The 23,369-nt window shown below is 64.5% G+C and carries 24 protein-coding genes; 19 read left to right on the top strand and 5 right to left on the bottom strand.

The genetic code is table 11. The annotated features are described in order from the left end of the window. Positions 1–35: 35 nt before the first annotated feature. From IVB18_RS22665 to IVB18_RS22655, 3 genes are all read right to left on the bottom strand, one after another. Entirely contained in the window at positions 36–500 is a 465-nt protein-coding gene (locus tag IVB18_RS22665; protein WP_247991164.1) for a PaaI family thioesterase, read from the bottom strand. Between the two features lie 11 nt (positions 501–511). Continuing rightward, entirely contained in the window at positions 512–1,105 is a 594-nt protein-coding gene (locus IVB18_RS22660) for a TetR/AcrR family transcriptional regulator (RefSeq protein ID WP_247991163.1), read from the bottom strand. Positions 1,106–1,203: 98 nt separating this feature from the next. Continuing rightward, positions 1,204–2,223 (bottom strand): hypothetical protein, encoded by a 1,020-nt coding sequence (locus IVB18_RS22655; RefSeq protein ID WP_247991162.1) that lies wholly within the window; start codon positions 2,221–2,223, stop codon positions 1,204–1,206. A 282-nt stretch (positions 2,224–2,505) separates the two neighbouring features. Between IVB18_RS22655 and IVB18_RS22650 the strand changes: the two genes are divergently transcribed. The 3 genes from IVB18_RS22650 to alr all read left to right on the top strand — a co-directional run bounded on the left by IVB18_RS22650 (position 2,506) and on the right by alr (position 7,366). After that, a complete protein-coding gene (locus tag IVB18_RS22650; RefSeq protein ID WP_247991161.1) occupies positions 2,506–3,756 on the top strand; it encodes a cyclopropane-fatty-acyl-phospholipid synthase family protein in 1,251 nt (416 codons plus the stop codon). 763 nt (positions 3,757–4,519) lie between these two features. After that, a complete protein-coding gene (locus IVB18_RS22645; RefSeq protein WP_247991160.1) occupies positions 4,520–6,025 on the top strand; it encodes a replicative DNA helicase in 1,506 nt (501 codons plus the stop codon). A 63-nt stretch (positions 6,026–6,088) separates the two neighbouring features. Continuing rightward, positions 6,089–7,366: an alanine racemase gene (gene alr, locus IVB18_RS22640; protein WP_247991159.1), complete on the top strand. Its 1,278-nt coding sequence runs from the start codon at positions 6,089–6,091 to the stop codon at positions 7,364–7,366. A gap of 16 nt (positions 7,367–7,382) precedes the next feature. Here the strand turns inward: alr and IVB18_RS22635 are convergent, their stop codons facing one another. Then, entirely contained in the window at positions 7,383–7,601 is a 219-nt protein-coding gene (locus IVB18_RS22635; RefSeq protein ID WP_247991158.1) for a cysteine rich repeat-containing protein, read from the bottom strand. 41 nt (positions 7,602–7,642) lie between these two features. On the opposite strand from IVB18_RS22635, the gene IVB18_RS22630 reads away from it, so the two are divergent. Further along, positions 7,643–8,413, top strand: a complete 771-nt coding sequence (locus IVB18_RS22630; RefSeq protein WP_247991157.1) for an exodeoxyribonuclease III — start codon at positions 7,643–7,645, stop codon at positions 8,411–8,413. A 6-nt stretch (positions 8,414–8,419) separates the two neighbouring features. Here the strand turns inward: IVB18_RS22630 and IVB18_RS22625 are convergent, their stop codons facing one another. Continuing rightward, positions 8,420–8,788, bottom strand: a complete 369-nt coding sequence (locus IVB18_RS22625) for a GFA family protein (RefSeq protein WP_247991156.1) — start codon at positions 8,786–8,788, stop codon at positions 8,420–8,422. A 313-nt stretch (positions 8,789–9,101) separates the two neighbouring features. Here IVB18_RS22625 and IVB18_RS22620 point away from each other — a divergent pair, with 313 nt between their 5' ends. The 15 genes from IVB18_RS22620 (at position 9,102) to IVB18_RS22550 (ending at position 23,280) form a co-directional block, all read left to right on the top strand. Next, entirely contained in the window at positions 9,102–9,842 is a 741-nt protein-coding gene (locus IVB18_RS22620; RefSeq protein ID WP_247991155.1) for a FadR/GntR family transcriptional regulator, read from the top strand. A 35-nt stretch (positions 9,843–9,877) separates the two neighbouring features. After that, on the top strand, positions 9,878–10,777 hold the full coding sequence (locus IVB18_RS22615; protein ID WP_247991154.1) for an NAD(P)-dependent oxidoreductase: 900 nt from the start codon (positions 9,878–9,880) through the stop codon (positions 10,775–10,777). Positions 10,778–10,786: 9 nt separating this feature from the next. Further along, the gene (locus IVB18_RS22610) at positions 10,787–11,470 is read left to right on the top strand and encodes an amino acid ABC transporter permease (protein ID WP_247991153.1); all 684 of its coding nucleotides are present in this window, start codon (positions 10,787–10,789) and stop codon (positions 11,468–11,470) included. Positions 11,471–11,477: 7 nt separating this feature from the next. Then, positions 11,478–12,146, top strand: coding sequence for an amino acid ABC transporter permease (locus IVB18_RS22605; protein WP_247991152.1), 669 nt, complete (start codon positions 11,478–11,480; stop codon positions 12,144–12,146). A gap of 1 nt (position 12,147) precedes the next feature. After that, on the top strand, positions 12,148–12,906 hold the full coding sequence (locus IVB18_RS22600) for an amino acid ABC transporter ATP-binding protein (protein WP_247991703.1): 759 nt from the start codon (positions 12,148–12,150) through the stop codon (positions 12,904–12,906). A gap of 19 nt (positions 12,907–12,925) precedes the next feature. Next, on the top strand, positions 12,926–13,720 hold the full coding sequence (locus IVB18_RS22595) for a transporter substrate-binding domain-containing protein (RefSeq protein WP_247991151.1): 795 nt from the start codon (positions 12,926–12,928) through the stop codon (positions 13,718–13,720). 68 nt (positions 13,721–13,788) lie between these two features. Next, positions 13,789–14,235 carry a ribose 5-phosphate isomerase B gene (gene rpiB / locus IVB18_RS22590; protein ID WP_247991150.1) on the top strand — a complete coding sequence of 149 codons (447 nt, stop codon included), beginning with the start codon at positions 13,789–13,791 and terminating at the stop codon, positions 14,233–14,235. 13 nt (positions 14,236–14,248) lie between these two features. Continuing rightward, the gene (locus tag IVB18_RS22585) at positions 14,249–15,166 is read left to right on the top strand and encodes a ribokinase (RefSeq protein WP_247991149.1); all 918 of its coding nucleotides are present in this window, start codon (positions 14,249–14,251) and stop codon (positions 15,164–15,166) included. A gap of 57 nt (positions 15,167–15,223) precedes the next feature. Next, entirely contained in the window at positions 15,224–15,952 is a 729-nt protein-coding gene (locus tag IVB18_RS22580) for a sulfite exporter TauE/SafE family protein (protein WP_247991148.1), read from the top strand. A 17-nt stretch (positions 15,953–15,969) separates the two neighbouring features. Beyond that, the gene (gene radA, locus IVB18_RS22575) at positions 15,970–17,415 is read left to right on the top strand and encodes a DNA repair protein RadA (protein WP_247991147.1); all 1,446 of its coding nucleotides are present in this window, start codon (positions 15,970–15,972) and stop codon (positions 17,413–17,415) included. A gap of 167 nt (positions 17,416–17,582) precedes the next feature. Next, positions 17,583–18,212, top strand: coding sequence for a CvpA family protein (locus tag IVB18_RS22570; protein ID WP_247991702.1), 630 nt, complete (start codon positions 17,583–17,585; stop codon positions 18,210–18,212). A gap of 28 nt (positions 18,213–18,240) precedes the next feature. After that, complete coding sequence (gene purF / locus IVB18_RS22565; protein ID WP_247991146.1) at positions 18,241–19,764, top strand: amidophosphoribosyltransferase; 1,524 nt, start codon at positions 18,241–18,243, stop codon at positions 19,762–19,764. A 144-nt stretch (positions 19,765–19,908) separates the two neighbouring features. Beyond that, positions 19,909–20,649 (top strand): SDR family NAD(P)-dependent oxidoreductase, encoded by a 741-nt coding sequence (locus IVB18_RS22560; RefSeq protein WP_247991145.1) that lies wholly within the window; start codon positions 19,909–19,911, stop codon positions 20,647–20,649. A 90-nt stretch (positions 20,650–20,739) separates the two neighbouring features. Next, positions 20,740–21,888: a hypothetical protein gene (locus IVB18_RS22555; protein WP_247991144.1), complete on the top strand. Its 1,149-nt coding sequence runs from the start codon at positions 20,740–20,742 to the stop codon at positions 21,886–21,888. 168 nt (positions 21,889–22,056) lie between these two features. Next, positions 22,057–23,280 carry an ABC transporter substrate-binding protein gene (locus tag IVB18_RS22550; protein ID WP_247991143.1) on the top strand — a complete coding sequence of 408 codons (1,224 nt, stop codon included), beginning with the start codon at positions 22,057–22,059 and terminating at the stop codon, positions 23,278–23,280. Positions 23,281–23,369 lie beyond the last annotated feature (89 nt).

Here is a 23,369-nt window from a genome sequence, read left to right as displayed (position 1 = left end):
CCTCGCGTCCACGCTCGAAGCGAAGCCCGGCCGCCTCAAGCGGCCGGGCTTTTTGTTTTGGCGGCGACGTCCTCGCCCAGCATCGCGATCGAGGCGAGCGCGGTTGCCGTATGCTTCTCGACACCGTCACGGACGCAGAACACGTCGGCCGCCACCACGGAGACCTGACGGCCCGGCTTGATTACCCTTGCCCGGCAGATCAGCTTCTCGCCGACCGCCGGCGACAACAAATTGAGCTTGTATTCTGCCGTCAGCGCCGGCTGCCCGCGCGAGGTCGCGGCCGCGATCGTCGTTGCATTGTCGACCAGGAAGGCGGTGACGCCGCCATGGAAGAAGCCGTGCTGCTGCAACAGCTCCGGCCGGCGTTCCACCGCAATCGTGCAGGTGTCGCGCGACAGCTCCGACAGCTCGGCGCCGACCAGGTTCATAAAGCCCTGGCGGCCGACATTGGCGTGGATGCGCTCGGCTACGGCTGCGAATTCGGGGTCGGCTTCGTTCATAACGCAACTCCTTATGTGTTGATGCGTTTGGGCGGCAGCAGCGCGCGGACGGCGCAGGCGATCAGCGTATCGGCCTCGCTGCGCGGATCGGCGCGGGCGCGTCCCGAGAGGAAGGCACGGCAAAATACCTGCGCCGGGCCGATGAGCTGGCTGACGAACATCACCGGCGTCATCGGCAAAAGCTCGCCGCGCGCAACCAGCGGCGCACGCCAGCGTTCGATGCCCTCGGCAAGGCGCGCGTTCTGCGCGCGCTGGGCGTCGCGGACGTCCTCACTCCATTCGCCGCGCGAGATTTCGAAGAGATACCGCGCCTCGCGCCGGCTCAACACGACCCAATCGAGATGGGAACGGATCAGGCGGTCGATGCCCTGCCCGGCATCGGGCGGAGGATCGAGCGCGGCCAGCATCGCGGCGTGATAGTGCCGTAGCACCTCCAGGAACAGCTCGCCCGCGAGCTCCTTCTTCGATCCGAAGACATGGAAGAAGCTCCCGTTGGAGGTCCGCGCTTTGGTGCGGATCGCGGCCACCGTCGCGCCTTCGAACCCGACCCGGTCGAACACCGCAAGCCCCGCCGCCAACAGATCGTCACGCACACCGGATGGCATCGGCATCTCCTAGAGTATAACTCTAGAGTAATACTCTAATAGCGGTCAAGACGATGCGGAGGCGGCGATGACGCGACCTCCGTGGTCGATCAGAAGGCTTAGCGCGAGATCGGCGGCGCCGGCGGGCCGGAGGACTCGGCCGGCGCCGGGGACGGAGCTGCAGCGGTCGCAGGCGGCGCCGGCTCCTGCGGCTTGGCCGCCGGTTCGGAGTTGCCGCTCGTGGCGGGCTCAGCCGGCTTGGGAGCCGCGGCTTCAGTCGGTTTCGGCGCAGCCGGCTCAGCCGGCTTCACGGCGGGGGCCGGCGTCACGGCCGGCACCTGATCGGGCCTTAGCGCCGGAGCCTCATTGCCGCTCGGCTCGATCTTGGCACTTTCCGGCTTGGCTTCGGCGGGCTTGTCGAATGTCTCGTCGGATACCTTGCCGCTGTCGGGCTTGGACTCGTCGCGTTCGGAATCGACCTTCGCGCTGTTGCTCTTCGGTTCAGCCTTGGGTTCAACCTTGGGCTCGCCCTTCTTGTCGCCGGCTGACGGCGTAGCGGCATCCTCGGTCTCCGGCTTGCCGCGCTTGCTCAGGCGCTTGGCCTTGCGGCCCTCGGGCGATTGTTCGTTGCTGACCTGGCCTTCGGGCTTTGCGCCTTCCTTGACGCCCTCCTCGCTCGGCCGCGCCGCGCGCTTCTGGCGCCCCTCAGGCGCGGGCGCAGCGCCCTCGCCCTCCGGCTTGGCGGCCTCTTGCGAGCGCGGGCGACGGCCGGGATGTTCAGGCAACTGCGCGGGATTAGTATTAGCTTCTTTCTCCTTGGCGCCGTCCTTTTTGTCTTTGCCGTCCTTGGCCTGATAGCGGGTGTCGGTGGCACCGTTGGAGACGAGGTAGGAGGCCAGCACGCCGGCCATGTCGGAGCTGGTCGTGTAGTGCTGACGCAGGAAGCCGGACAACGAACCTGGCGCTACTGTCTTCAACAGACCCCTTGGGCTCTTGTGGCAGGCGCTACAGGTCTGCGCGAAGAGCTGGGATGGGGCCTTGCCGGCCTCGAGGTTCGTCGCCTGCGCAAGAACGGAGTCGGTCGCGCCGAAGCCGATCAGAAGCAATACCGTCGCGAGGCTGAGCGCTCGGCTCGACATTCCCATCATCTCCATTGAATTCCGAGAGGTGCAGCCGGCATCGGGGCGCGGCGGCGGGTCACCTTTTAGCGGATTGGGCCGCGAATGGAAGCAGGCTCCGCGCGCATGGCAGTGATTACGCGATTTTCGAATATCGGCTTTGAACACAGCGCAATAGCAGACCCCAAAGATGCCGTTTAGATTTACATGCAAACGCATAGGAACCATGTCGGTTCCTGGGCGTGGAATGTGAAGACCGGGTTAGTCGCATCTTATCGGGTTCGCCCGAGAGGAAGAGCATCGATGGACCGCTTGTTGCGTAGATTCTTGGCTCAATTCATCCGCCGCGGGTCGATGACGGTGACGGCCGCAGGCGGAACGAGGTTCACCGTTGGCGACGGCTCAGGACCACCGATCGAAGTTCGCTTCGTCACCGCTGATGCTCAACGCAAGGTGCTCATCAATCCCGAACTCGGGCTTGGTGAGGCCTTTATGGACGGCGAGTTCGTCGTCGAGCGCGGCACCATAGCTGATGCCCTCGCGATCACGCTCGATCAACCCGACCTATTGCCGCAGTGGGCAAAACCCTGGTGGCACTTGCGCTACCTGACGCGGCATCTGAAGCAGTTCAATCCGCGCTCGCGCTCCCGCAGCAACGTCGCGCATCACTACGATCTCGATGGCCGGCTCTATTCGCTTTTCCTGGACGCCGATAGACAATACAGCTGCGCTTATTTCGAAACGCCGGAGACCTCGCTTGACGATGCGCAGCTCGCCAAGAAGCGGCACATTGCCGCAAAGCTCCTCGTCAGGGACGGCCGGCGCGTGCTCGACATCGGCTCGGGCTGGGGCGGACTCGGCCTCTATCTCGCCGAGATCGCGGGCGCCGACGTCACCGGCGTCACGCTATCGACCGAACAATTGCAGGTCGCCAACACGCGCGCAGCCGAGAAGGGCCTGGCGCGGTCGGCGCGGTTCCTGCTCCAGGACTATCGCGACATCGACGGGCCGTTCGACCGCATCGTCTCGGTCGGCATGTTCGAACATGTCGGAGTCAGGTTCTACGAGACGTACTTCAGGCGCTGCGCCGAACTCCTGAGCGAGGATGGCGTCATGTTGTTGCACGCGATCGGCCGGTCGCAGGGTCCGGATTCGACTAATCCCTGGATCGCCAAATACATCTTCCCCGGAGGCTACATCCCCGCGCTGTCGGAGGTGTTGCCGGCGATCGAGCGCGCAGGATTGCTGGTCTGTGACATCGAGATCCTGCGCCTGCATTATGCCGAGACGCTGAAGGCCTGGCGAGAGCGCTTCATGGCGCGGCGCGAGGAAGCCGTGCAGCTCTATGACGAGCGCTTCGCGCTGATGTGGGAGTTTTATCTGGCGGCTTGCGAGATGACATTCCGAAAGCAGGACATGATGAACTTCCAGATCCAGCTCGCCAGGCGTCAGAACGTGGTGCCGATGACCCGCGACTACATCCTGCGCGAAGAGGCCCGGCTGCGCGACCTCGAAGGCGGCGCCAAGCCCAGGTTGAGGCTGGCGGGTGAATAGGCCTAGTGGCGCAAGGTCGAGAGCTGTGGGAGCGCGGGAATGAGGCCGGCAACGCCAATTGTGCCCGCAACTGCGCGACCGTCTCGGCTCCGACCGGCGTTCGCAGGAGTTCCGGGCGTACGACATCCTCCATGGCGGCAATCAGCCCCGAAAGCCAAAGCCGGCTGGCAGCCTCGCTTCGCCAAATCTGGGGCTGCCGTTCTGGCCGCATCGCTTGCCTCGTCTCCCTTGATGGCGGGGTCCCGGAACAACCGCTCTCCCGCCTACCCGTTCCGGTACTAACCCCGAAAGAATCCGGGGAGATGTGATCTGCTTCACATGAGTCTGGTCGGCCCTGGCTTAGACGATCGGCATGAGCAAAGAGAGCCAAACCTCATTCGACGTGCAGGACGACCTCCGCACCGATTACGCGCTGATCGCCACCGGCGTCGGCGCGGCCCTGGTTGCGCTGGTCTACCTCCTGCTGGTCTAAACCTGTGCCGAAAGTGGCCAGCGCGCCATATTGGACGCGCTTCTGGGTAGGTCGGCACGCCGACATATAAGGTTCACCTCATCCGGATTTTTCCGTGGCGCAGTCGCAGCCGCTTCCTGGCGCGGCGAATTCCGTGAAAATCCGTCAAGCGCGGCGCGTGCTGCGGTTGCTAGTCATCCACCGCTTTAATGATCAGTTGATAGCGGTCAGCTTTTGCTTCCGCTTCGGCCTGCGTCGGTGCTTTATCCCGGCCCCGCATCCGCCCAAGAAAATTGCTAAGCACGCCCGACCATGGCCCAGACTGATTCGAACGTCCTCAAACTCGCGCCCGACGCCGGAACTCCAGCCTATCGGAGTGCGCCGCATAATATCGAGGCGGAACAGAGCCTTCTGGGCGCAATTCTGGTCAACAACGACGCCTTCTACCGGGTCTCCGACTTCCTGGAGCCGAAGCACTACTTCGAGCCGCTGCACCAGACCATCTTCGAGACCGCCAGCAGCCTGATCCGGATGGGCAAGATCGCCACGCCCGTCACGCTGAAGACGTTCCTCCCCGCCGATACCGACGTCGGCGGCATGACCATCGGGCAGTATCTGGCGCGCCTCGCCGCCGAAGCGACCACGATCATCAACGCCCAGGACTACGGCCGCACCATCTACGACCTGGCGTTACGGCGCGACCTGATCGGCATCGGCGAGGACATGGTCAATGTCGCCTATGACGCCCCGGTCGACTTCGCGCCGAGGGCGCAGATCGAGGACGCCGAACGCCGCCTCTACGAACTGGCGGAGTCCGGCCGTTATGATGGCGGCTTTCAGAAATTCTCGCAGGCCTTGACGCTCGCGGTCGATCTCGCGGCGAAAGCGTTCCAGCGCGACGGAAAGCTGTCCGGCATCTCGACGGGCCTGCGCGACCTCGATACCAAGATGGGCGGCTTGCAGCACTCTGACCTCATCATCGTGGCTGGGCGTCCCGGCATGGGCAAGACCTCGCTTGCGACCAACATCGCCTACAATGTCGCCCAGGCCTATGTTCCAGAACTCCAGGCGGACGGCACCATGAAGGCCGCCAATGGCGGCGTCATCGGCTTCTTCTCCTGCGAAATGTCGGCCGACCAACTCGCCACGCGTATCGTGGCGGAGCGCACCGGCATTCCCTCCTCCCACATCCGCCGCGGCGGCATCTCGGAAGCCGATTTCGAGAAGATCCGCCAGGTCTCGATCGAGCTCCAGTCGCTGCCCTTCTATGTCGACGAGACCGGCGGTCTCTCGATTGCGCAGCTGATGGCGCGCGCGCGCCGGCTGAAGCGGCAAAAGGGGCTCGATCTCATCGTTATCGACTACATCCAGCTGCTGTCCGGCTCGGGCAAGCGCTCCAACGACAGCCGCGTTCAGGAAATCACGGAAATCACGACCAGCCTGAAAGCGCTGGCGAAGGAGCTCAGCGTCCCCATCATCGCGCTGTCGCAGCTCTCGCGTCAGGTCGAATCCCGCGAGGACAAGCGGCCCCAGCTCTCGGACCTGCGTGAATCCGGCTCGATCGAGCAGGACGCCGACGTGGTGCTGTTCGTGTTTCGCGAGGAATATTACCTCGCCATGAAGGAGCCGCGCCCCGGCACCGAGGAACACGCCAAATGGCAGGGCGACATGGAACGCACGGTCGGCCGGGCCGAAGTCATCATCGGCAAGCAGCGCCATGGTCCGACCGGCACGGTGGAGCTGCACTTCGACGCCTCCGTCACGCGGTTCGGCGACCTCGCCCATGACGGCCAGTTGCCGGATCGCAACGACTACTAGGTTCGTGGCCAAGTTCCCTGGGTTGAACCGCGGCGGCCTCTTGCGTAAAACGACGCCATGACAATGGCGTCCGACCCGAACATGATCCCGCAAACCGGCCTTCTCTCCGCGGAGGCCAATCAGGCTGCCGCGCTCGCAGCCTTCGGCGGCGTGCTCACCGTCGATCTCGACGCCATTATCGCCAACTGGCGCAAGCTCGAGAAGACGGCGGTGCCTGCGGAATGCTCGGCGGTGATCAAGGCCAACGCCTATGGCTGCGGCACCGAGCAGGTCGCACGCGCGCTGAACAAGGCCGGCTGCAAGACCTTCTTCGTCGCTACCATCGAGGAGGCGCGCACCGCGCGCGCGGCGGCGCCCGACGCCACGATCTACGTGCTCGGCGGCTACTTCCAGAACACCGGCGAGCACTATGCCAAAATCAACTGCCGGCCGGTGCTCGGCGACCTCAACGAGCTTGCCGAATGGGACGTGTTCTGCCGCCGCACCGGCTGGACCGGGGGCGCCGCGATCCACATCGACACCGGCATGAACCGGCTCGGGCTGACGCTTGCGGAAGCGCAGGCCATCATCCCTCGCATCAACGCGGGCGATCACGGCATCACGCTGGTGATGAGCCATCTGGTCTCGGCCGAGCAGCTCAACAGCCCGGTGAACGCCAAGCAGCTCGCGGCCTTCCGCAGCATCGCCAGCGAATTTTCTGGCGTGCCGGCGGCGCTTGCCAATTCGTCCGGCATCTTCCTGGGCGCGCCGTTCCAGTTCGATCTGGTGCGGCCGGGCGCCGCGCTCTACGGCGTCAACCCGACGCCGGAGGCCGACAATCCGATGCAGCCCGTAGTCGATCTCAAGGCGCGCATCGTGCAGATCCGCAACGTCGAGCGCGGCGAGAGCGTCGGCTATGGCGGCACCTGGACCGCACGGCGGCCGACGAAACTCGCGATCATCGCGGTCGGTTATGCCGACGGCTATTTCCGCGCCGCCAGCTCCAATGACGGCACCCGCGGCGCCGAGGTGATCGTCGCCGGCAAGCGCTGTCCCGTCGCGGGCCGCGTCTCCATGGACTTGATCGCGATCGACATCACCGACTTGGCCCCGAACGCGGCACGGCGCGGCCATTTGGTGACGCTGCTCGGCGGCGGCATCACCGTCGACGAGCTTGCCCATCACTTCGGCACTATCGGCTATGAGGTGCTGACCAGCCTCGGCCGCCGCTACGCCCGCGTCTACAAGGGCGGCAATGCGGTGGAGCCGCTGGAGCGGCCGGTTTCCCCGCCGACTGCCGAGCAGCCGCCTTCCCCGCCGCCAGTCGAGCAGCCGGCGAGCCCGCCGCCGCTGCCGAGCTGAGTGAGCTGGCAGCCGCTTACTTCTTCTTCCTACTGTCCAGCGCCGTCTTGCAGGTCGCGCTGAGCTGGTCGCGCTTGCCGTTGAGGCAGGCGACGATACCGCCGCCCGGCGCGATGCCGGCGCAGAATTTATCATAGTCCGCCTTGCACGCGCCGCGCGGATCGGCCGACTGTGCTGAAGCGGCGCCGGAGAATGCGACGACGAATGCAATAGCGGCAAAGTTCAACTTGGACATTGTATCTCCGGTGTCGGGACGTGAGAGGCGGTCAGCTCTACATGAAGATTGCGACATTCAACATCAACAACATCAATCGCCGCCTGCCCAATCTGCTGGCATGGATGCGCGCGGCAAAGCCTGATGTCGTCGCGCTCCAGGAATTGAAGGCAAGTGATGGCGAATTTCCGGCGGCGGCCATCGAGAAGGCTGGCTACGGCGCGGTGTGGCGCGGACAGAAGACCTGGAACGGTGTCGCCATCCTCGCCCGCGACGTCGAGCCGGTGCTGACGCGCGATCGTTTGCCGGGAAAGCCTGATGATCTCGAGGCGCGCTACATCGAGGCCGCGGTGCGCGGTGTCATCGTCACCAGCATCTATCTGCCGAATGGCAACCCGCAGCCCGGACCAAAATTCGACAACAAGCTCGACTGGTTCGCGCGTCTCAAGCAACACGCCAGGACTTTCATCAAGCAGGATTTGCCGGTCGTGCTCGCCGGCGACTACAACGTCGCGCCGACCGCGAGCGACATCTATCCGACGCGGTCGTGGGACAAGGATGCCTTGATCCAGCCGAAGAGCCGCGCGGCGTTCGCCTCGCTCGTCGCGCAAGGCTGGTGCGACGCGATCCGCGAACTGAACCCGGACAAGCGCATCTACACCTTCTGGGACTACAAGCGGAACCGCTGGCCGCGCGATGCCGGCCTGCGGCTCGATCATCTCCTGCTCAGCCCTGCCCTCGCCTCACGCCTTGCCAAGGCCGGTGTCGACAAGAAAATCCGCGGCGAGGACGGCGCCAGCGATCACGCGCCGGCGTGGGTGGTGCTGCGGTGACAGCGCTCACCACAAATTCTTGCCGTCGATCAGGTTCACCGGCACCGCCTCCAGATCGAAATCGTCGAACAAGCGCGCGTTGACGCCGACCTTGGGATTGTCGAAGTCGGGTTTGCCGGACGACCAGTCCGGCGACTCCGAATAGGTGCCGCAGCCGCAGCTTGCGCAAAAATGATGTTTGACGGTGCGGCTGCCCCAGCGATAGGTCGCGACGTTCTCCGGCGGTGACAGCAGGCGGAATTGCGTCGGCTTGTAATAGGCCCACAATGCGCCCCGCTTGGCGCAGAGCGAACAGGTGCAGCGCGTCACACTCGCCGGCGCCTCCGTCACCTCGAACACCGTCTCACCGCAATGACAGCTTGCCTCGATCGGCATGACCCGCACTCTCCACTTTTGTCAGGAGGTGGTCGTAGCCGGTCGCTGCTGCCAACATGCTGTCAGCAGCGGGCCCTCGTCTCGCAATTCGATCCGGCGCGGGTAGCGGCCTTCCGGCCCCTCCAACAAAAATATGAAAAACAACCCCATGCACAGTAGCCGACCACAATCGATTCAATGCTTTAGCGTGCCCGCACATCCGATTGACACGAGGGCCGCTCGCCCCTTTCCCGGCCGTTTGACTCCAGCCTCTTGACCCGAGCGTACTGGTTAGCATACTGGTCTGACCAAGATCAGACCAAAAGAGACCGGGATGGAGCTGAAACGGGTCGCCGAAGGCGAAAAGGGGTTCGAGAAGGTGTTTGCCTTCTTGCGCGAACGCCTGCTTGCTGGCTCGCTCAAGCCCGGCGACCGCCTGATCTCCGAGCGCGAACTCGCCAGCCTCCTCGGCGTCAGCCGGCCGATCGTCCGCGAGGCGCTGCGCGCCCTCACCGTGCTCGGCATCGTCGAGATCCGCGACCGCATCGGCACTGTGGTGACGCGGCCGGACGTCTCGGTGCTCAACGACTTCTTCACCTTCGCGCTCGCCCAGCAGGCGGACATGGTCGACGACGTGATGCAGGCGCGCGTCGCGATCGAATGCCAGGCGATCCGGCTCGCCTGCGAGCGCGCCAATATCGCCGATTTCGAGCGCCTCCAGCGCACGCTTGCGAAGATCGGGGAGACGATCGACGAGGCGGATGCTGGCGGTATGGCCGATTTCGAATTCCATCGCTCCATCGTCGTCGCATCGCACTCCGAGACATTGACGGTCCTGCACAATTCGATGGCGGGCCTGCTGACGCATTCGCATCGCAGCCGCCGCGAGCTGGTGCAGGCCTTCCCGTCGATGAAGACGTATCTGATCGACGACCACCGGCGCATCTTCGAGGCGGTCATCGCGCGCGATCCGGAACGAGCGGACGCGACGCTACGCAAGCATTTTGCCATCGGCGATGAATATCGGCGGCGTGCCATCGTCGGCGACATGGACAAGACCAGCGCCTCGCGCTGACCGCGGACAGGCTAATCAAGAAACGGACGAGCAACATGGGACGGGATGACAAGGGCAGCGTCGGCTTCATCGGCATCGGCACGATGGGCCGGGAGATGGTGCGCAACCTTCTACAGGCCGGGCACGCGGTGCGCGCCTTCGACCTCAACGAGGCCGCGGTGGCAGACATCGTCAAGGAAGGCGCGACCCGCGCAAAAACCCCTGGGGATGCCGCGCAGGGCGCCGACATCGTCATTACCATGCTGCCCGATACTCCTCACGTTGAGGCAACGGTTTACGGCGAGCACGGCCTGCTGAAGTCACCACCCGCCGGTAAGCTGATCGTCGACATGAGCACGATCTCGCCGGTCGCCGTCCGCCGCATCCATGCTGACCTCAAAAAAATCGACGTCAGCTTCATCGACGCGCCGGTCTCGGGCGGTCCGGTGGGCGCCAAGAACGCCGCGCTCTCGATCATGGCCGGCGGCGACGCTGCCGCCTTTGCGCAGGCCGAGCCCTTCTTCCGCGCGATGGGCACCACCATCACGCATGCCGGCGCCAGCGGCGCAGGCCAGACCGTCAAACTCTGCAATCAGCTCATCTGCGGCATCAACATCCAGGCGATCTGCGAATCGCTTGCGCTCGGGCGTGCCTCGGGCGTCGATCTCGAACTGCTCCGCCACGTGCTGCTCGGCGGCTCCGCCGCCTCCTGGATGCTCGACAAGCTCGGCCCCGCCATGATCGAGGGCGACGTGGCGGCCGGCTTCCGCATCGACCTGATGCTGAAGGACCTCCGCCTGGTGCAGGAGCATGCGCAGTCCCTGAACGTGCCGCTGCCCGGCACCGCCCTCGTTACCAGCCAGTATATCGATGCGCGCGCGCATGGTGAGGGCGCCAACGGCAACCAGGCGCTGTTCCGTGTCTACGACCGCATGACCAACCAGGTGACCGGCTGACCCGACACGATGAGCGTCCAACTCGACTTTCCCGCAGTGCTGGAGCGATGGCCGAGCTTTCTCGGCGGCGCTGCGCTGACGCTGGAGTTGGCATTCTTCGCGACTGTGCTCGGCGCCCTGTTCGGCACGCTCGCAGCCGTCGGCCGCGGCTCGCAAAGCTCGCTGATCGCGGGTGCCTGCAAAGTCTATGTCGAGACGATCCGCAACACACCGCTGCTGGTGCAGATCTTCCTGGTCTATTTCGGGCTCGCCAGCCTTGGTCTGAAACTCTCCGCCTTCACCGTGGCGGTCGCCGCGCTGACGATCAATGTCGGCGCCTACACCGCAGAGATCATGCGCGCCGGCTTCGAGGCGATCCCGCGCGGCCAGATCGAGGCGGCCGAGGGATTGGCGCTGTCGCGCCTCCAGATCTATTGGCACATCATCCTGCTGCCGGCGATCGAGAAGGTCTACCCGGCACTCACCAGCCAGTTCGTGCTCTTGATGCTGGCCTCCTCGGTCTGCTCGCAGATCTCGGCCGAAGAACTCACCGCCATCGCCAACTACATCCAGTCCGACACCTATCGCGCCTTCGAGACCTACATCATCGTCGCCGTGCTCTATATCGTCCTGTCGCTCGTCATGCGCGCCGGCTTCTGGGGTCTCGGCCTCGTGCTGTTTCCGCGCCGGCGCCGGCTCGGCACGCCGTTGTGAGATGACCATGGGCGGACATCTCAACATCAACCATCTGATCTTCCTCGGCCAGGGCGCGCTGTGGACGGTCGGATTGTCCGTGATCGCGCTGATCGGCGGCGGCATCGTCGGCTTCGTGATCGCGCTCGCGCGGATATCGCCGCTCAAATCCGTGCGGCTCGCCAGCGCGATCTATGTTCAGCTCGTTCAGGGCACGCCGCTGCTGGTCATCCTGTTCCTCGGCTATTTCGGCCTCGCCGCGATCGGCCTCAAAGTCTCGTCGCTCACGGCCGCCGGCGCCTCCCTCACGCTCTATGTCGCTGCTTATCTCGGTGAGATCTGGCGCGGCTGCATCCAGTCCGTGCCGAAGCCGCAATGGGAGGCCGCCGAGGGACTCGCACTGAGCCGGACCCAGCGCATGATGAAGGTGATCCTGCCGCAGGCCATCCGCATCGCGACACCGCCGACCGTCGGCTTCATGGTGCAGATCATCAAGAACACCTCGCTCGCCTCGGTGGTCGGCTTCGTCGAGTTGATGCGGTCGGGCCAGATCGTCAACAACTCGCTGTTCGAGCCGTTCGTCATCTACGCGATCATCGCCGTCGTCTATTTCGCCATGTGCTATCCCCTGTCGCTGTTCAGCCAGAGGCTGGAACGGCGGATGGGGCGTGGCAGAACCAACCTCGCGCCAGCCTGACATGCAGCAAATCATCCCCTCCTCCGAACCAATCGTGTCGCTCCGCGACGTGCAGAAGAGCTTTGGCCCGCTCCGGGTGCTCGACGGCGTCAGCTTTGCCGTCGAGCGCGGCGAGGTGCTGGCGCTCATCGGCCGCTCCGGCTCGGGCAAGAGCACGGCGCTCCGCTGCATCGACCGCTTCGAGAAGGTTGACGGCGGCGAGATCGTCGTCTGCGGACATCGCGTCGACCGTCCCGACGTCGATCTGCGCGCGCTCCGTCAGGACGTCGGCATCGTGTTCCAGAGCTACAATCTGTTTCCGCACCTCACGATCGAGCAGAACATCACGCTCGCCCCCTGCGCCGTGAAGGGCATGGCGACGTCCCGAGCCAAGGAGTTGGCAGGCAAGGTGCTGGCGCAAGTCGGGCTCGAGGAAAAGCTGCACGCCTATCCCGAGCAGCTCTCGGGCGGCCAGCAGCAGCGCGCCGCGATCGCCCGTTCGCTGGCCATGCAGCCGAAAGTCATGCTGTTCGACGAGGTCACATCCGCGCTCGATCCCGAACTGACCGGTGAAGTGCTGAAGGTGATCGAACAGCTGGCGGCCGACGGCATGACCATGGTGATGGTCACCCACGAGATGGGATTTGCCAAAGGTATCGCCGACCGGATCGTCTTCATGCATCGCGGCAAGGTCCACGAGACCGGACCCGCCTCGATCCTGACGTCGCCCACGACGGCCGAACTCACGCAATTCGTCGGCACTGGAAATCTAAAATCATAACAGGAGAGGAGAACCAAGGATGATAAACAAGAAACTGCTTGGAGCTGCCGCCGCGCTATGCGGCTTCATCATGATGTCAACCACGTCGGCATCGGCCGACCTGCTCGACGACATCGTGCAGGCAAAGAAGATCCGCATTTCGACGGATGTCGCCATTCCGCCCTCGGGCATGATGGATTCCAGCATGAAGCCGACCGGCTCCGACGTCGAAGTGGCCCAGCTGCTCGCCAAGGACTGGGGGTTCGAGCTCGAATTCATCCAGACCACTGGCGCGACCCGCATACCGAACGTCCTGACCGGCAAGGCCGACATCATTATCTCGACCCTGTCGGTGACGGCCGAGCGCGCCAAGGTCATCGACTTCACGAAGCGCTACGCGACGCTCCAATCGGATGTCGGTTGCCTGAAGTCGTCGACCGTCAAGGACTGGCCTGACCTGAAAGACAAGTCGATCGGCGTCTCGCGCGGCACTACGCAGGACACGACCCTGTCCAACATGAAGGACAAGGACCTCAAGATCGCGCGTTACGACGACGATGCTACGATGGTGACGGCAGCCGTCTCCGGGCAGGTCGATTGCGTCGGCTCGTCGGCGACGATCATCAATCAGATCGGGGTGAAAAATCCGGCGCGCGTCTTCGAGTCCAGGATTCCGCTCGCGACCTTCGATCTCGCCATCGGCCTGAAGAAGGGCGAACAGCGCCTGATGGACAAGCTCAACGCCTGGATCGCAGAGAACGTCAAAAACGGCAAGCTGAACGCCATCTACAAGAAATTCCACGGGGTCGATCTGCCGCCCGACATGCGCAGCTGAACCAGAAAGAAGCCGTGACAGCCGTTTTGCGGCTGTCACGGTCAATGCACAATCGAAAAGGAAATCATATGCGTCTCGTCATCGGATCCGACCACGCCGGCTGGCCGCTCAAGCAAACCATCATCGACCACATCCGCAGCCTCGGCCACGAAATCGTCGACGTCGGCTCCTATGACGACAAGCCGGTGGACTTCCCCGACATCGCACGCGCCGTGGCGCAGAAGGTGAGCTCGGGCGAAGCGGCACGCGGCATCATGGTGTGCGGCACCGGCGTCGGTGCCTCGATCGCCGCCAACAAGATGAAAGGCATTCGCGCCGCGGTCTGCCACGACATCCATTCCGCTCATCAAAGCGTCGAGCATGACGACGTCAACGTCATGTGCATCGGCGCGCAGATCGTCGGCGCCTGGCTCGCCGTGGATCTCGTCTCGTCCTATCTCTCCGCCGAATTCTCGACCGATGAGGATTTCCGCCGCCGGGTCGAAAAGCTGCGCGTTATGGACGAGCAAGGCTGACAGGCCGCCTACCATGATCCTGGTGTTCGGATCGCTCAACGTCGATCTGGTTGCTCTGGTCCCGGTCATTCCCGGCCCCGGCCGGACGGTGCTCGCGCCGTCCTATCAGACGCATTTCGGCGGCAAGGGCGCCAATCAGGCGGTCGCCGCCGCGCGGATCGCAGGACCGCGACAGGTCCGGATGGCGGGCCGCGTCGGCCAGGACGGATTCGGCGACAGCGCGATCGAGAACCTCCGGGCAAACGGCGTCGACACCGATCTCGTCGTCAGGTCCGAGGAACCGACCGGCTGCGCCTTCATCACGGTCGATCAGGCCGGCGAGAATGCGATCACGGTGGCAAGCGGCGCCAACATGGCCGCGACCGCCGGTAACTTGCCTGCCGCACTCTTCAGTCCCGACACGGTGCTGGTGCTTCAGATGGAAGTTCCTTTTGCGCATGCGGTCGAGGCCGCGCGCCGGACGACATCGGCCTCCGGCACGGTCATCTGGAACCTCGCGCCGGTCCCGGAGAAGATGACCCGTGAGATGGTGACGGAGCTTCTCGCCGTCACTGACTATCTCCTCGTCAACGAACATGAGGCGCTGGATGCCGCCGCGGCCATCGGCCTCGCACCATCTGATTACGAAGTCGCGGCCGCTGAGCTCGCCAGAGCCGGTAACCTCAGCTGCATCGTCACCGCCGGCGCACAAGGCGCGCTGGCCGTTACCGCCGACGCCACCCGCCTGCGCGCGCCCGCCCCGCGCATCACGCCCGTGGACACGACCGGTGCCGGCGACACTTTTGTCGGCGCATTTGCGGCCATGCTGCACGAGGGGGCCTCCCTGCAACACGCGCTCGATGTGAGCTGCGAAGCTGCTGCATTAAAGTGCCTCAAGGCGGGCGCCCAAACGGGCATGCCAATGCGCAGTGCGATAGGTTCCCTCGCCTAGGACGAATCGCCCGCGTGACCGCCCCCGGCTAAACTCTCCCGATTCGTGGAGACCATTTTGGCCTTTCTCTTCGTCCTCATCGTCGGCCTCCTGGCCGGCACCATCTCAGGCATCGTCGGCACGGGGTCGTCGATCATGCTGATGCCGGTGCTGGTCTATGCCTATGGGCCGAAGGAAGCCGTGCCGATCATGGCGGTGGCTTCCGTGATGGCGAATTTTTCGCGGATCTTGGCCTGGTGGCGCGAGGTCGACTGGCGGGCCTGCGCGGCCTATTCGGTCACGGGCATCCCGGCCGCCGCGCTCGGCGCGCGCACGCTGCTGGCGCTGCCCGCGCACGCGGTCGATCTCGCCATCGGCATCTTCCTGATCGCGATGGTGCCGGTGCGGCACTGGCTCGCGCGCCATGCCCTCAAGGCCAATCTCTGGCACCTCGCGATCGGCGGAGCGATCATCGGCTATCTCACCGGCATCGTGGTCTCGACCGGCCCGCTCAGCGTACCGCTGTTCCTGTTCTACGGCCTGTCCAAGGGCGCCTTTCTTGCAACCGAGGCTGCCGCATCGCTCGGGCTCTACTTCGCGAAGTCCGTGACCTTCGAACGTTTCGGCGCGTTGACGCAGGATGTCTTCATCAAGGGCCTGGTCGCCGGCTCCTCGCTGATGGCAGGCGCCTTCATCGCAAAACGCTTCGTGCTGCGCCTGAAGCCGGAAATGTTCCGCCTGGTGATGGACGCGATCATGGTCGCGGCGGGGCTCTCCATGCTATGGAACGCGACGCAATCCTCCTGAGTACGACTCACTATCCCATGGCCAAATCCACCCTTTCCTTCGTCTGCCAGAACTGCGGCGCGGCCTATAACCGCTGGCAGGGCAAGTGCGAGTCCTGCGGTGAGTGGAATACACTCGCCGAGGAGGACGCGACCGGCAGCGTGCCGGTGTCGATCCGCTCCAAGCGCAAGGGACGGACGTTTGCGCTCGAGAGTCTGTCGGGAAAAACCCAGGACGCACCTCGCCTATCCTCCGGCATGACCGAGCTCGATCGCGTGACCGGCGGCGGCTTCGTCCGGGGCTCGGTGCTGCTGGTCGGCGGCGATCCTGGCATCGGCAAGTCGACGCTGCTCACGCAAGCAACCAGCCTGCTGGCACGCGCCGGCCACCGCATCGTCTACATCTCCGGCGAAGAGGCGGTCGCTCAGGTGCGCCTGCGCGCCGAGCGTCTCGGGCTATCGGATGCACCGGTGCAGCTTGCCGCCGAGACATCGGTGGAAGACATCGTCTCGACGCTGTCGGAAGGCGCGGTCCCCCGGCTGATCGTGATCGATTCGATCCAGACCATGTGGACCGACACGGCGGAATCCGCGCCCGGCACGGTGACGCAGGTGCGTGCCTCGGCGCAGGCCTTGATCCGCTTCGCCAAGAAGACGGGCGCGGCCATCATCCTGGTCGGCCACGTCACCAAGGACGGCCAGATCGCAGGCCCCCGCGTGGTCGAGCACATGGTCGATGCCGTACTGTCCTTCGAGGGCGAAGGCTCGCAGCAATTCCGCATCCTGCGCGCCGTGAAGAACCGTTTCGGGCCCACCGACGAAATCGGCGTGTTCGAGATGACGGGCCTTGGCCTGCGCGAGGTCACCAACCCGTCGGAGCTGTTCCTGTCGGAACGCGATCTCGGCACACCGGGCACGGCCGTGTTCGCGGGCATCGAGGGGACCCGGCCGGTCCTGGTCGAATTGCAGGCGCTGGTGGCTCCGACCTCGCTCGGCACCCCGCGCCGGGCCGTGGTCGGCTGGGACCCGAGCCGGCTCTCGATGGTACTGGCCGTGCTGGAGGCCCATTGCGGGGTCAAGCTGTCCGGCCACGACGTCTATCTGAACGTCGCCGGCGGCTTGCGCATCCACGAGCCGGCCGCCGATCTGGCCGCCGCGGCGGCGCTGGTGTCTTCCCTGGTTAACGCGCAGTTACCGACCGATGCGGTCTATTTCGGCGAGATATCGCTCTCCGGCGTGGTCCGCCCAGTGGCGCAGACCCCGGCCCGGCTGAAGGAAGCGGCAAAACTCGGCTTCCAGCGCGCCGTACTGCCCGAATCGGCCCGCGGCGAAGCCGGCGGAGACGCCGGGCTCACGCTCAATGCGGTCAACAACCTGACGACCCTGGTGGCGGAAATCGCCGCCCGCGGCTCCCGCAGGGGCGAATCGAACGCACCGGCAGAGAAAAATGCCACACCGGCAAGATTCCGCCGTGGAGAGGGTTAGCCGGAGGTGACGTCTCCGGCCCCTGCCGCTATACAGCCGTCACAAAAGCAGCATGGGATTGCGTGGTTGCGGCCTTGCCGGCAGCGTCGTCTGCCCCTCAGTTAGGGCGGCGGCCAAACACCGATTCGCTGAGCACCTTCGAGAGTACGAGCGGACCAGACCAGCCGATGCCAGTAACACTCCTCGACCTGATCCTGCTCGGTGTGATGCTGATCTCGGGCCTGCTCGCGATGGTCCGCGGCTTCATGCGCGAAATCCTGTCGATCGCGGCGTGGGGCACGGCGGCGATCGTGACGCTCTATTCCTTCTCAAAGCTGCTGCCGACCGCAAAGACCTATTTCAACAACGATACCGTCGCGAGCGTGGTCGTGGTCGCTGGCGTGTTCGTGGGCACCCTGGTCGTGGTCTCCGTGATCACGGTCCGGATCTCCGACATGATCCTGGATTCGCGGATCGGCGCGCTGGACCGCACCCTCGGCTTCCTGTTCGGGCTGGCTCGCGGGCTTTTGATCGTTGTGGTCGCCTTCCTGTTCTTCACCTGGCTGGTGCCGGACAAGCAGCGCCCGGATTGGGTCACGGGAGCCAAGTCCCGCGTGGTTCTCCAGGGAACCGGGGATTGGCTGATGGCCCTCTTGCCGGATGACCCCGAGAACACCATCTTGAAGAGATTCAAGAAAAACAAACCAGATGATGATCAAGCTGAGTCCGAGCAGCAGCCTTCGAGCAGTGGCGACGGATACAGTAAACCGGCTCGTGACAGCCTTAAAAAGCTGATCGAGAAACCTGCGGCGCGTTGATTAGGCCCTACAGAGAGGCGCGGACGAGATGCGAAACCCTGACCAGGACGCCCAGCTTGATCTCGATCCAAAGGCCAATTTGAGTCCGGCCGCGCTAGAGCTTCAGGACGATCTGGAGGGAGATACGCTGCGCGAGGAATGCGGCGTATTCGGCATCTACGGTCACCCGGACGCCGCCGCCGTCACCGCCCTCGGCCTCCACGCCCTTCAGCACCGCGGCCAGGAAGCCGCCGGCATCGTCTCCTACGACGGCAGCCGCTTTCATTCCGAACGCCGCCTCGGTCTCGTCGGCGACACTTTCTCCCGCCGTGAAGTGATCGACCGCCTGCCCGGCACTGTCGCGGTCGGCCATGTCCGCTATTCCACGACCGGCGCAACCATCCTGCGCAACGTGCAGCCGCTGTTCGCCGAATTGAATGCCGGCGGCCTGGCCGTCGCGCATAACGGCAATCTCACCAACGGCCTGACGCTGCGCCGCGAGCTGGTGAAGAACGGCTCGATGATGCAGTCGACCACTGACACCGAGGTGATCCTGCATCTGGTCGCACGCTCCAGGCGCAGCCGCTTCATCGAACGCTATATCGACGCGCTGCGCGAGATCGAAGGCGCCTATGCGCTGGTGTCGCTGACCAACAAGAAGCTGGTCGGCGCGCGCGACCCGCGCGGCATCCGCCCGCTGGTGCTTGGCGATCTCGACGGCTGCCCGATCCTGACCTCGGAGACCTGTGCACTCGACATCATCGGCGCGCGCTTCGTGCGCGACATCGAGCCTGGCGAAGTCATCGTGTTCGACGAGAACGGCCAGGACATCCACAAGCCGTTCCCCCCGATAGCCCCGCGTCCCTGCATCTTCGAATACATCTACTTCTCCCGTCCGGATTCCATCGTCCACGGCCGCTCCGTCTACGAGGTGCGCAAGGCCTTTGGCGCGCAGCTCGCGCGCGAGAGCCATGTGCCGGTCGACGTCGTGGTGCCGGTGCCGGATTCCGGCGTGCCCGCCGCGGTCGGTTACAGTCAGCATTCCGGCGTGCCGTTCGAGCTCGGCATCATCCGCAACCACTATGTCGGCCGCACCTTCATCCAGCCGACGCAGGCGATCCGCGAGTCCGGCGTGCGCATGAAGCATTCGGCGAACCGCGCCGCGATCGAGGGCAAGCGCATCATCCTGATCGATGACTCGCTGGTGCGCGGCACCACCTCGAGGAAGATCGTGCGTATGATGCGCGACGCCGGTGCGAAGGAAGTTCACTTCCGTCTCGCTTCGCCGCCGATCCTTTATCCGGACTATTACGGCATCGACCTGCCCGACCGCGGCGGCCTGCTCGCCGCGACGCATTCGCTCGAGGAAATGCGCGAGATCATCGGCGCCGACTCGCTTGCTTTCCTCTCGATCGACGGCATGTACCGCGCCATGGGCGAGCCCGGCCGCGACCCGGCCAATCCGAAGTTCTCGGATCACTGCTTTACCGGCGCCTATCCGACGCACCTCACCGACCAGACCCAGACCGAACCGCAGCCACGGCAATTGTCGCTGTTGGCGGAGGCGAGTTAAGTTCGTCGTCCTGGCGAAAGCCAGGACCCATTACCACAGGCCTCCGTGGTTCGAAGAAGGTGTGACAACCATCTTCCCCAGCCATAAACGTCACGGCGTATGGGTCCTGGCTTTCGCCAGGACGACGCTGGATAGAACCTTTCAATGACAAAGCTCCTCGCCAACCGCATCGCTCTCGTCACCGGCGCCTCGCGCGGCATCGGCTTCGCCACGGCAAGAGCGCTGGCCAGGGCCGGCGCGCATATCGTGGCGGTCGCGCGCACGCAGGGCGGGCTCGAAGAGCTCGATGACGAGATCCGGAAAGACGGCGGCAGCGCCACGCTAGTGCCGCTCAACCTAACCGATTCCGACGGCATCGCGCGGCTTGGCGCCGGCCTTCACGAGCGCTACGGCAAGCTCGATATTCTCGTCGGCAATGCCGGCGTACTTGGCCCCTCCTCGCCGGTCGGCCATATCGAGCTGAAGACCTTCAACGACGTGATGGCCGTGAACGTCTCCGCGAACTTCCAGCTGATCCGCTGCATGGAGCCGCTTCTCAAGCAGTCCGACGCCGGCCGCGCCGTGTTCATCACCTCGGGCGCCGCCAACAAGGCGACCGCCTATGTCAGCCCCTACGCCGCCTCCAAAGCCGCGCTGGAAACGCTGGCGCGCGCCTGGGCGCAGGAGACCGCGAACACCAAGCTCCGCATCAACCTGTTCAACCCGGGTCCGATCCGCACTCGCATGCGCGCAACCCTGATGCCGGGCGAGGATCCAGCGACGCTGGAGACGCCCGAGCAGGTCGCCGAACTCATCGTGCCGATGTGCGCGCCCGACTGGACCGAGACCGGCAAATTCTACGACTACAAGACGCGCAGCTTGATGAGCTTCCGCTCGCCGGCCTGATTGACTTGGCCTGATTGACTTGGCCCCCCTCCCGCGATTGACTGCCGCGCTCAAGCGGCAGCAAGCCGCAAGCCAAAAAGGGAGGTTGCCATGGCACCGTGGCAGAATCGCGCAGGCCTCGACCGTGCGCTCGCACGCGTCTCCCACGCCGTCTCCATCCTGATTGCAGCAATCGCATTCGCCCTTCCAGCTGTTGCGGCCGCGGGCGATGTCCCGACCTTCGCGGTCGATCCCTCCTGGCCGAACCCGCTGCCGAACAACTGGATCCTCGGCCAGGTCGGCGGCATCACCGTCGACTGGCAAGGCCACATCTGGGTGATCCATCGCCCGCGCTCGCTCACCGACGACGAGAAAGGCGCGAGCCTCAACCCGCCGCGGTCCAAGTGCTGCGTGTCGGCGCCGCCCGTGCTCGAATTCGACACCGACGGCAACCTGCTGCGATCCTGGGGCGGTCCGGGCGAAGGCTATGAATGGGTCGGCCGCGAGCATGGCATCGAGGTCGACGAGCGCGGCTTCGTCTGGGTGGGCGGCAATGCCGACAACGACAACGCCATCCTGAAGTTCACGCTCGAGGGCAAGTTCGTCGCCCAAATCGGCAAGATCGCGCCGAGCCTGGGCAGCAACGACACGACGCAGCTTGGCAAGCCCGCCGAGACCGCGATCGACAAGGAGGCCAACGAAATCTACGTCGCCGACGGCTATGGCAACCGCCGCGTCATCGTGTTCGACGCGAGCACGCTGGCCTACAAGCGGCACTGGGGCGCCTATGGCAACAAGCCGAACGACGACAAGCAGTCGGCCTATGATCCCAAGGCCCCCGTTGCCCAACAATTTGGCAACCCCGTCCACTGCGTGAAACTCGCCAATGACGCGCTGGTCTATGTCTGCGACCGCATCAACAACCGCATCCAGGTGTTCCGGAAGGATGGCACCTTCGTGAAGGAGTTCTTCTTCGAGAGGAACACGCTCGGCAACGGCGCGGTTTGGGACATTGCGATCTGGCCCGATCCGAAGCAGACTTATCTGCTCAGCGCAGACGGCGAGAACAACGAGATCCGGATCATCAAGCGCGATGACGGCAGCGTGGTCGGCAGCTTCGGCCGCAATGGCCGCAATGCCGGGCAATTCCACTGGGTGCATGCCATGGCCATCGACGCCAAGGGTAACGTCTATACCGCCGAGGTCGATACCGGGAAGCGCATCCAGAAATTCAAGTTGACCTCGGACGCGCTCAAATAGATCGCGGCCGGTCCTGCCCAAAAGTTAACGGCCGGACGACGCTTCGACACAGCATCGTCCGGCTTAAGGCGCATTGCCGCGGACCGCGGGACACGCTAGAGCCATCAACCGGAACAAGGCTCCATCCAAGAGAGCCGCCCGAATATTTGACAATGGAGGAAACCTTTCATGACGACGCTCGCGCGCCGCACTGCGGCATTTCTGGCCTGTGCCACCTTCGGTTTTGCAACATCCGCCTACGCCCAGGACAAGACCGTCAAGATCGGCGTGTTGAACGACATGTCGAGCCTCTATGCCGACATCGGCGGACCAAATTCGGTGGCCGCGGTGAAAATGGCGGTCGAAGATTCCGGCCTGAAGGCCAAGGGTTGGACCATCGAGGTCATCTCGGGTGATCACCAGAACAAGCCCGACATCGGCGTCAACATCGCCCGGCAATGGATCGACAACGACAAGGTCGACGTCATCTCGGACACCCCGAGTTCGGGCGTGGCGCTCGCGGTCAATAACCTTGTCAAGGAAAAGAACTCGGTGCTGCTCAATTCGGGCGCGGCGACCGCCGATCTCACCGGCAAGGCCTGCACGCCGAACACGGTCTCCTACACCTATGACACCTACATGTTGGCCAATGGCACCGGCAAGGCGCTGACCAAGGCCGGCGGCGACAGCTGGTTCTTCCTGACCGCCGACTATGCGTTCGGCCATGCGCTGGAGCGCGACACCAGCGCCGTCGTTACCGCCAATGGCGGCAAGGTGCTCGGCGGCGTCAAGCACCCGCTCAACACGGCTGACTTCTCCTCCTTCCTGCTTCAGGCTCAGTCATCGAAAGCCAAGATCGTCGGCCTCGCCAACGCCGGCGGCGACACGACCAACGCGATCAAGCAGGCCTCCGAATTCGGCATCGTTCAGGGCGGCCAGAAGCTTGCGGCGCTGCTGCTGTTCATCAACGACGTGCACTCGCTGGGCTTGAAGACCGCGCAGGGCCTGACCTTCACCGAGTCCTTCTACTGGGACCTCAACGACCAGACCCGCGAATGGTCGAAGCGCTTCCAGAAGGTCTCGCCCAAGGGCTCGATGCCGTCGATGACGGTTGCGGGCCTTTATGCCGGCGTCCTGCATTACCTGAAGGCGATGGACGCGCTCGGCGGCAATCCGCATGACGGCGCCAAGGTCGTGGCCAAGATGAAGGAGATCCCGACCGACGATCCGCTGTTCGGCAAAGGCCCGCTGCGCGCCGATGGCCGCCGCCTCATCCCCGCCTACCTGTTCGAGGTGAAGAAGCCGGAAGAGTCGAAGGGGCCGTGGGACTACTACAAGCTGGTGGCCACCATCGCGCCCGAAGACGCCGCCAAGCCGCTCGAGGCCAGCGACTGCCCGCTGGTGAAGAAATAAGTCGATGCTGACGTAGGGTGGGCAAAGGCGCGAAAGCGCCGTGCCCACCATCTCTCCGCCGTCGGGAAGAAAAAGCGGTGGGCACGCTT

It is taken from the genome of Bradyrhizobium sp. 186 (assembly GCF_023101685.1).
In the GTDB taxonomy this organism is placed as follows: Bacteria; Pseudomonadota; Alphaproteobacteria; order Rhizobiales; family Xanthobacteraceae; genus Bradyrhizobium.
This window is presented reverse-complemented; position numbering and strand designations above follow the sequence as displayed.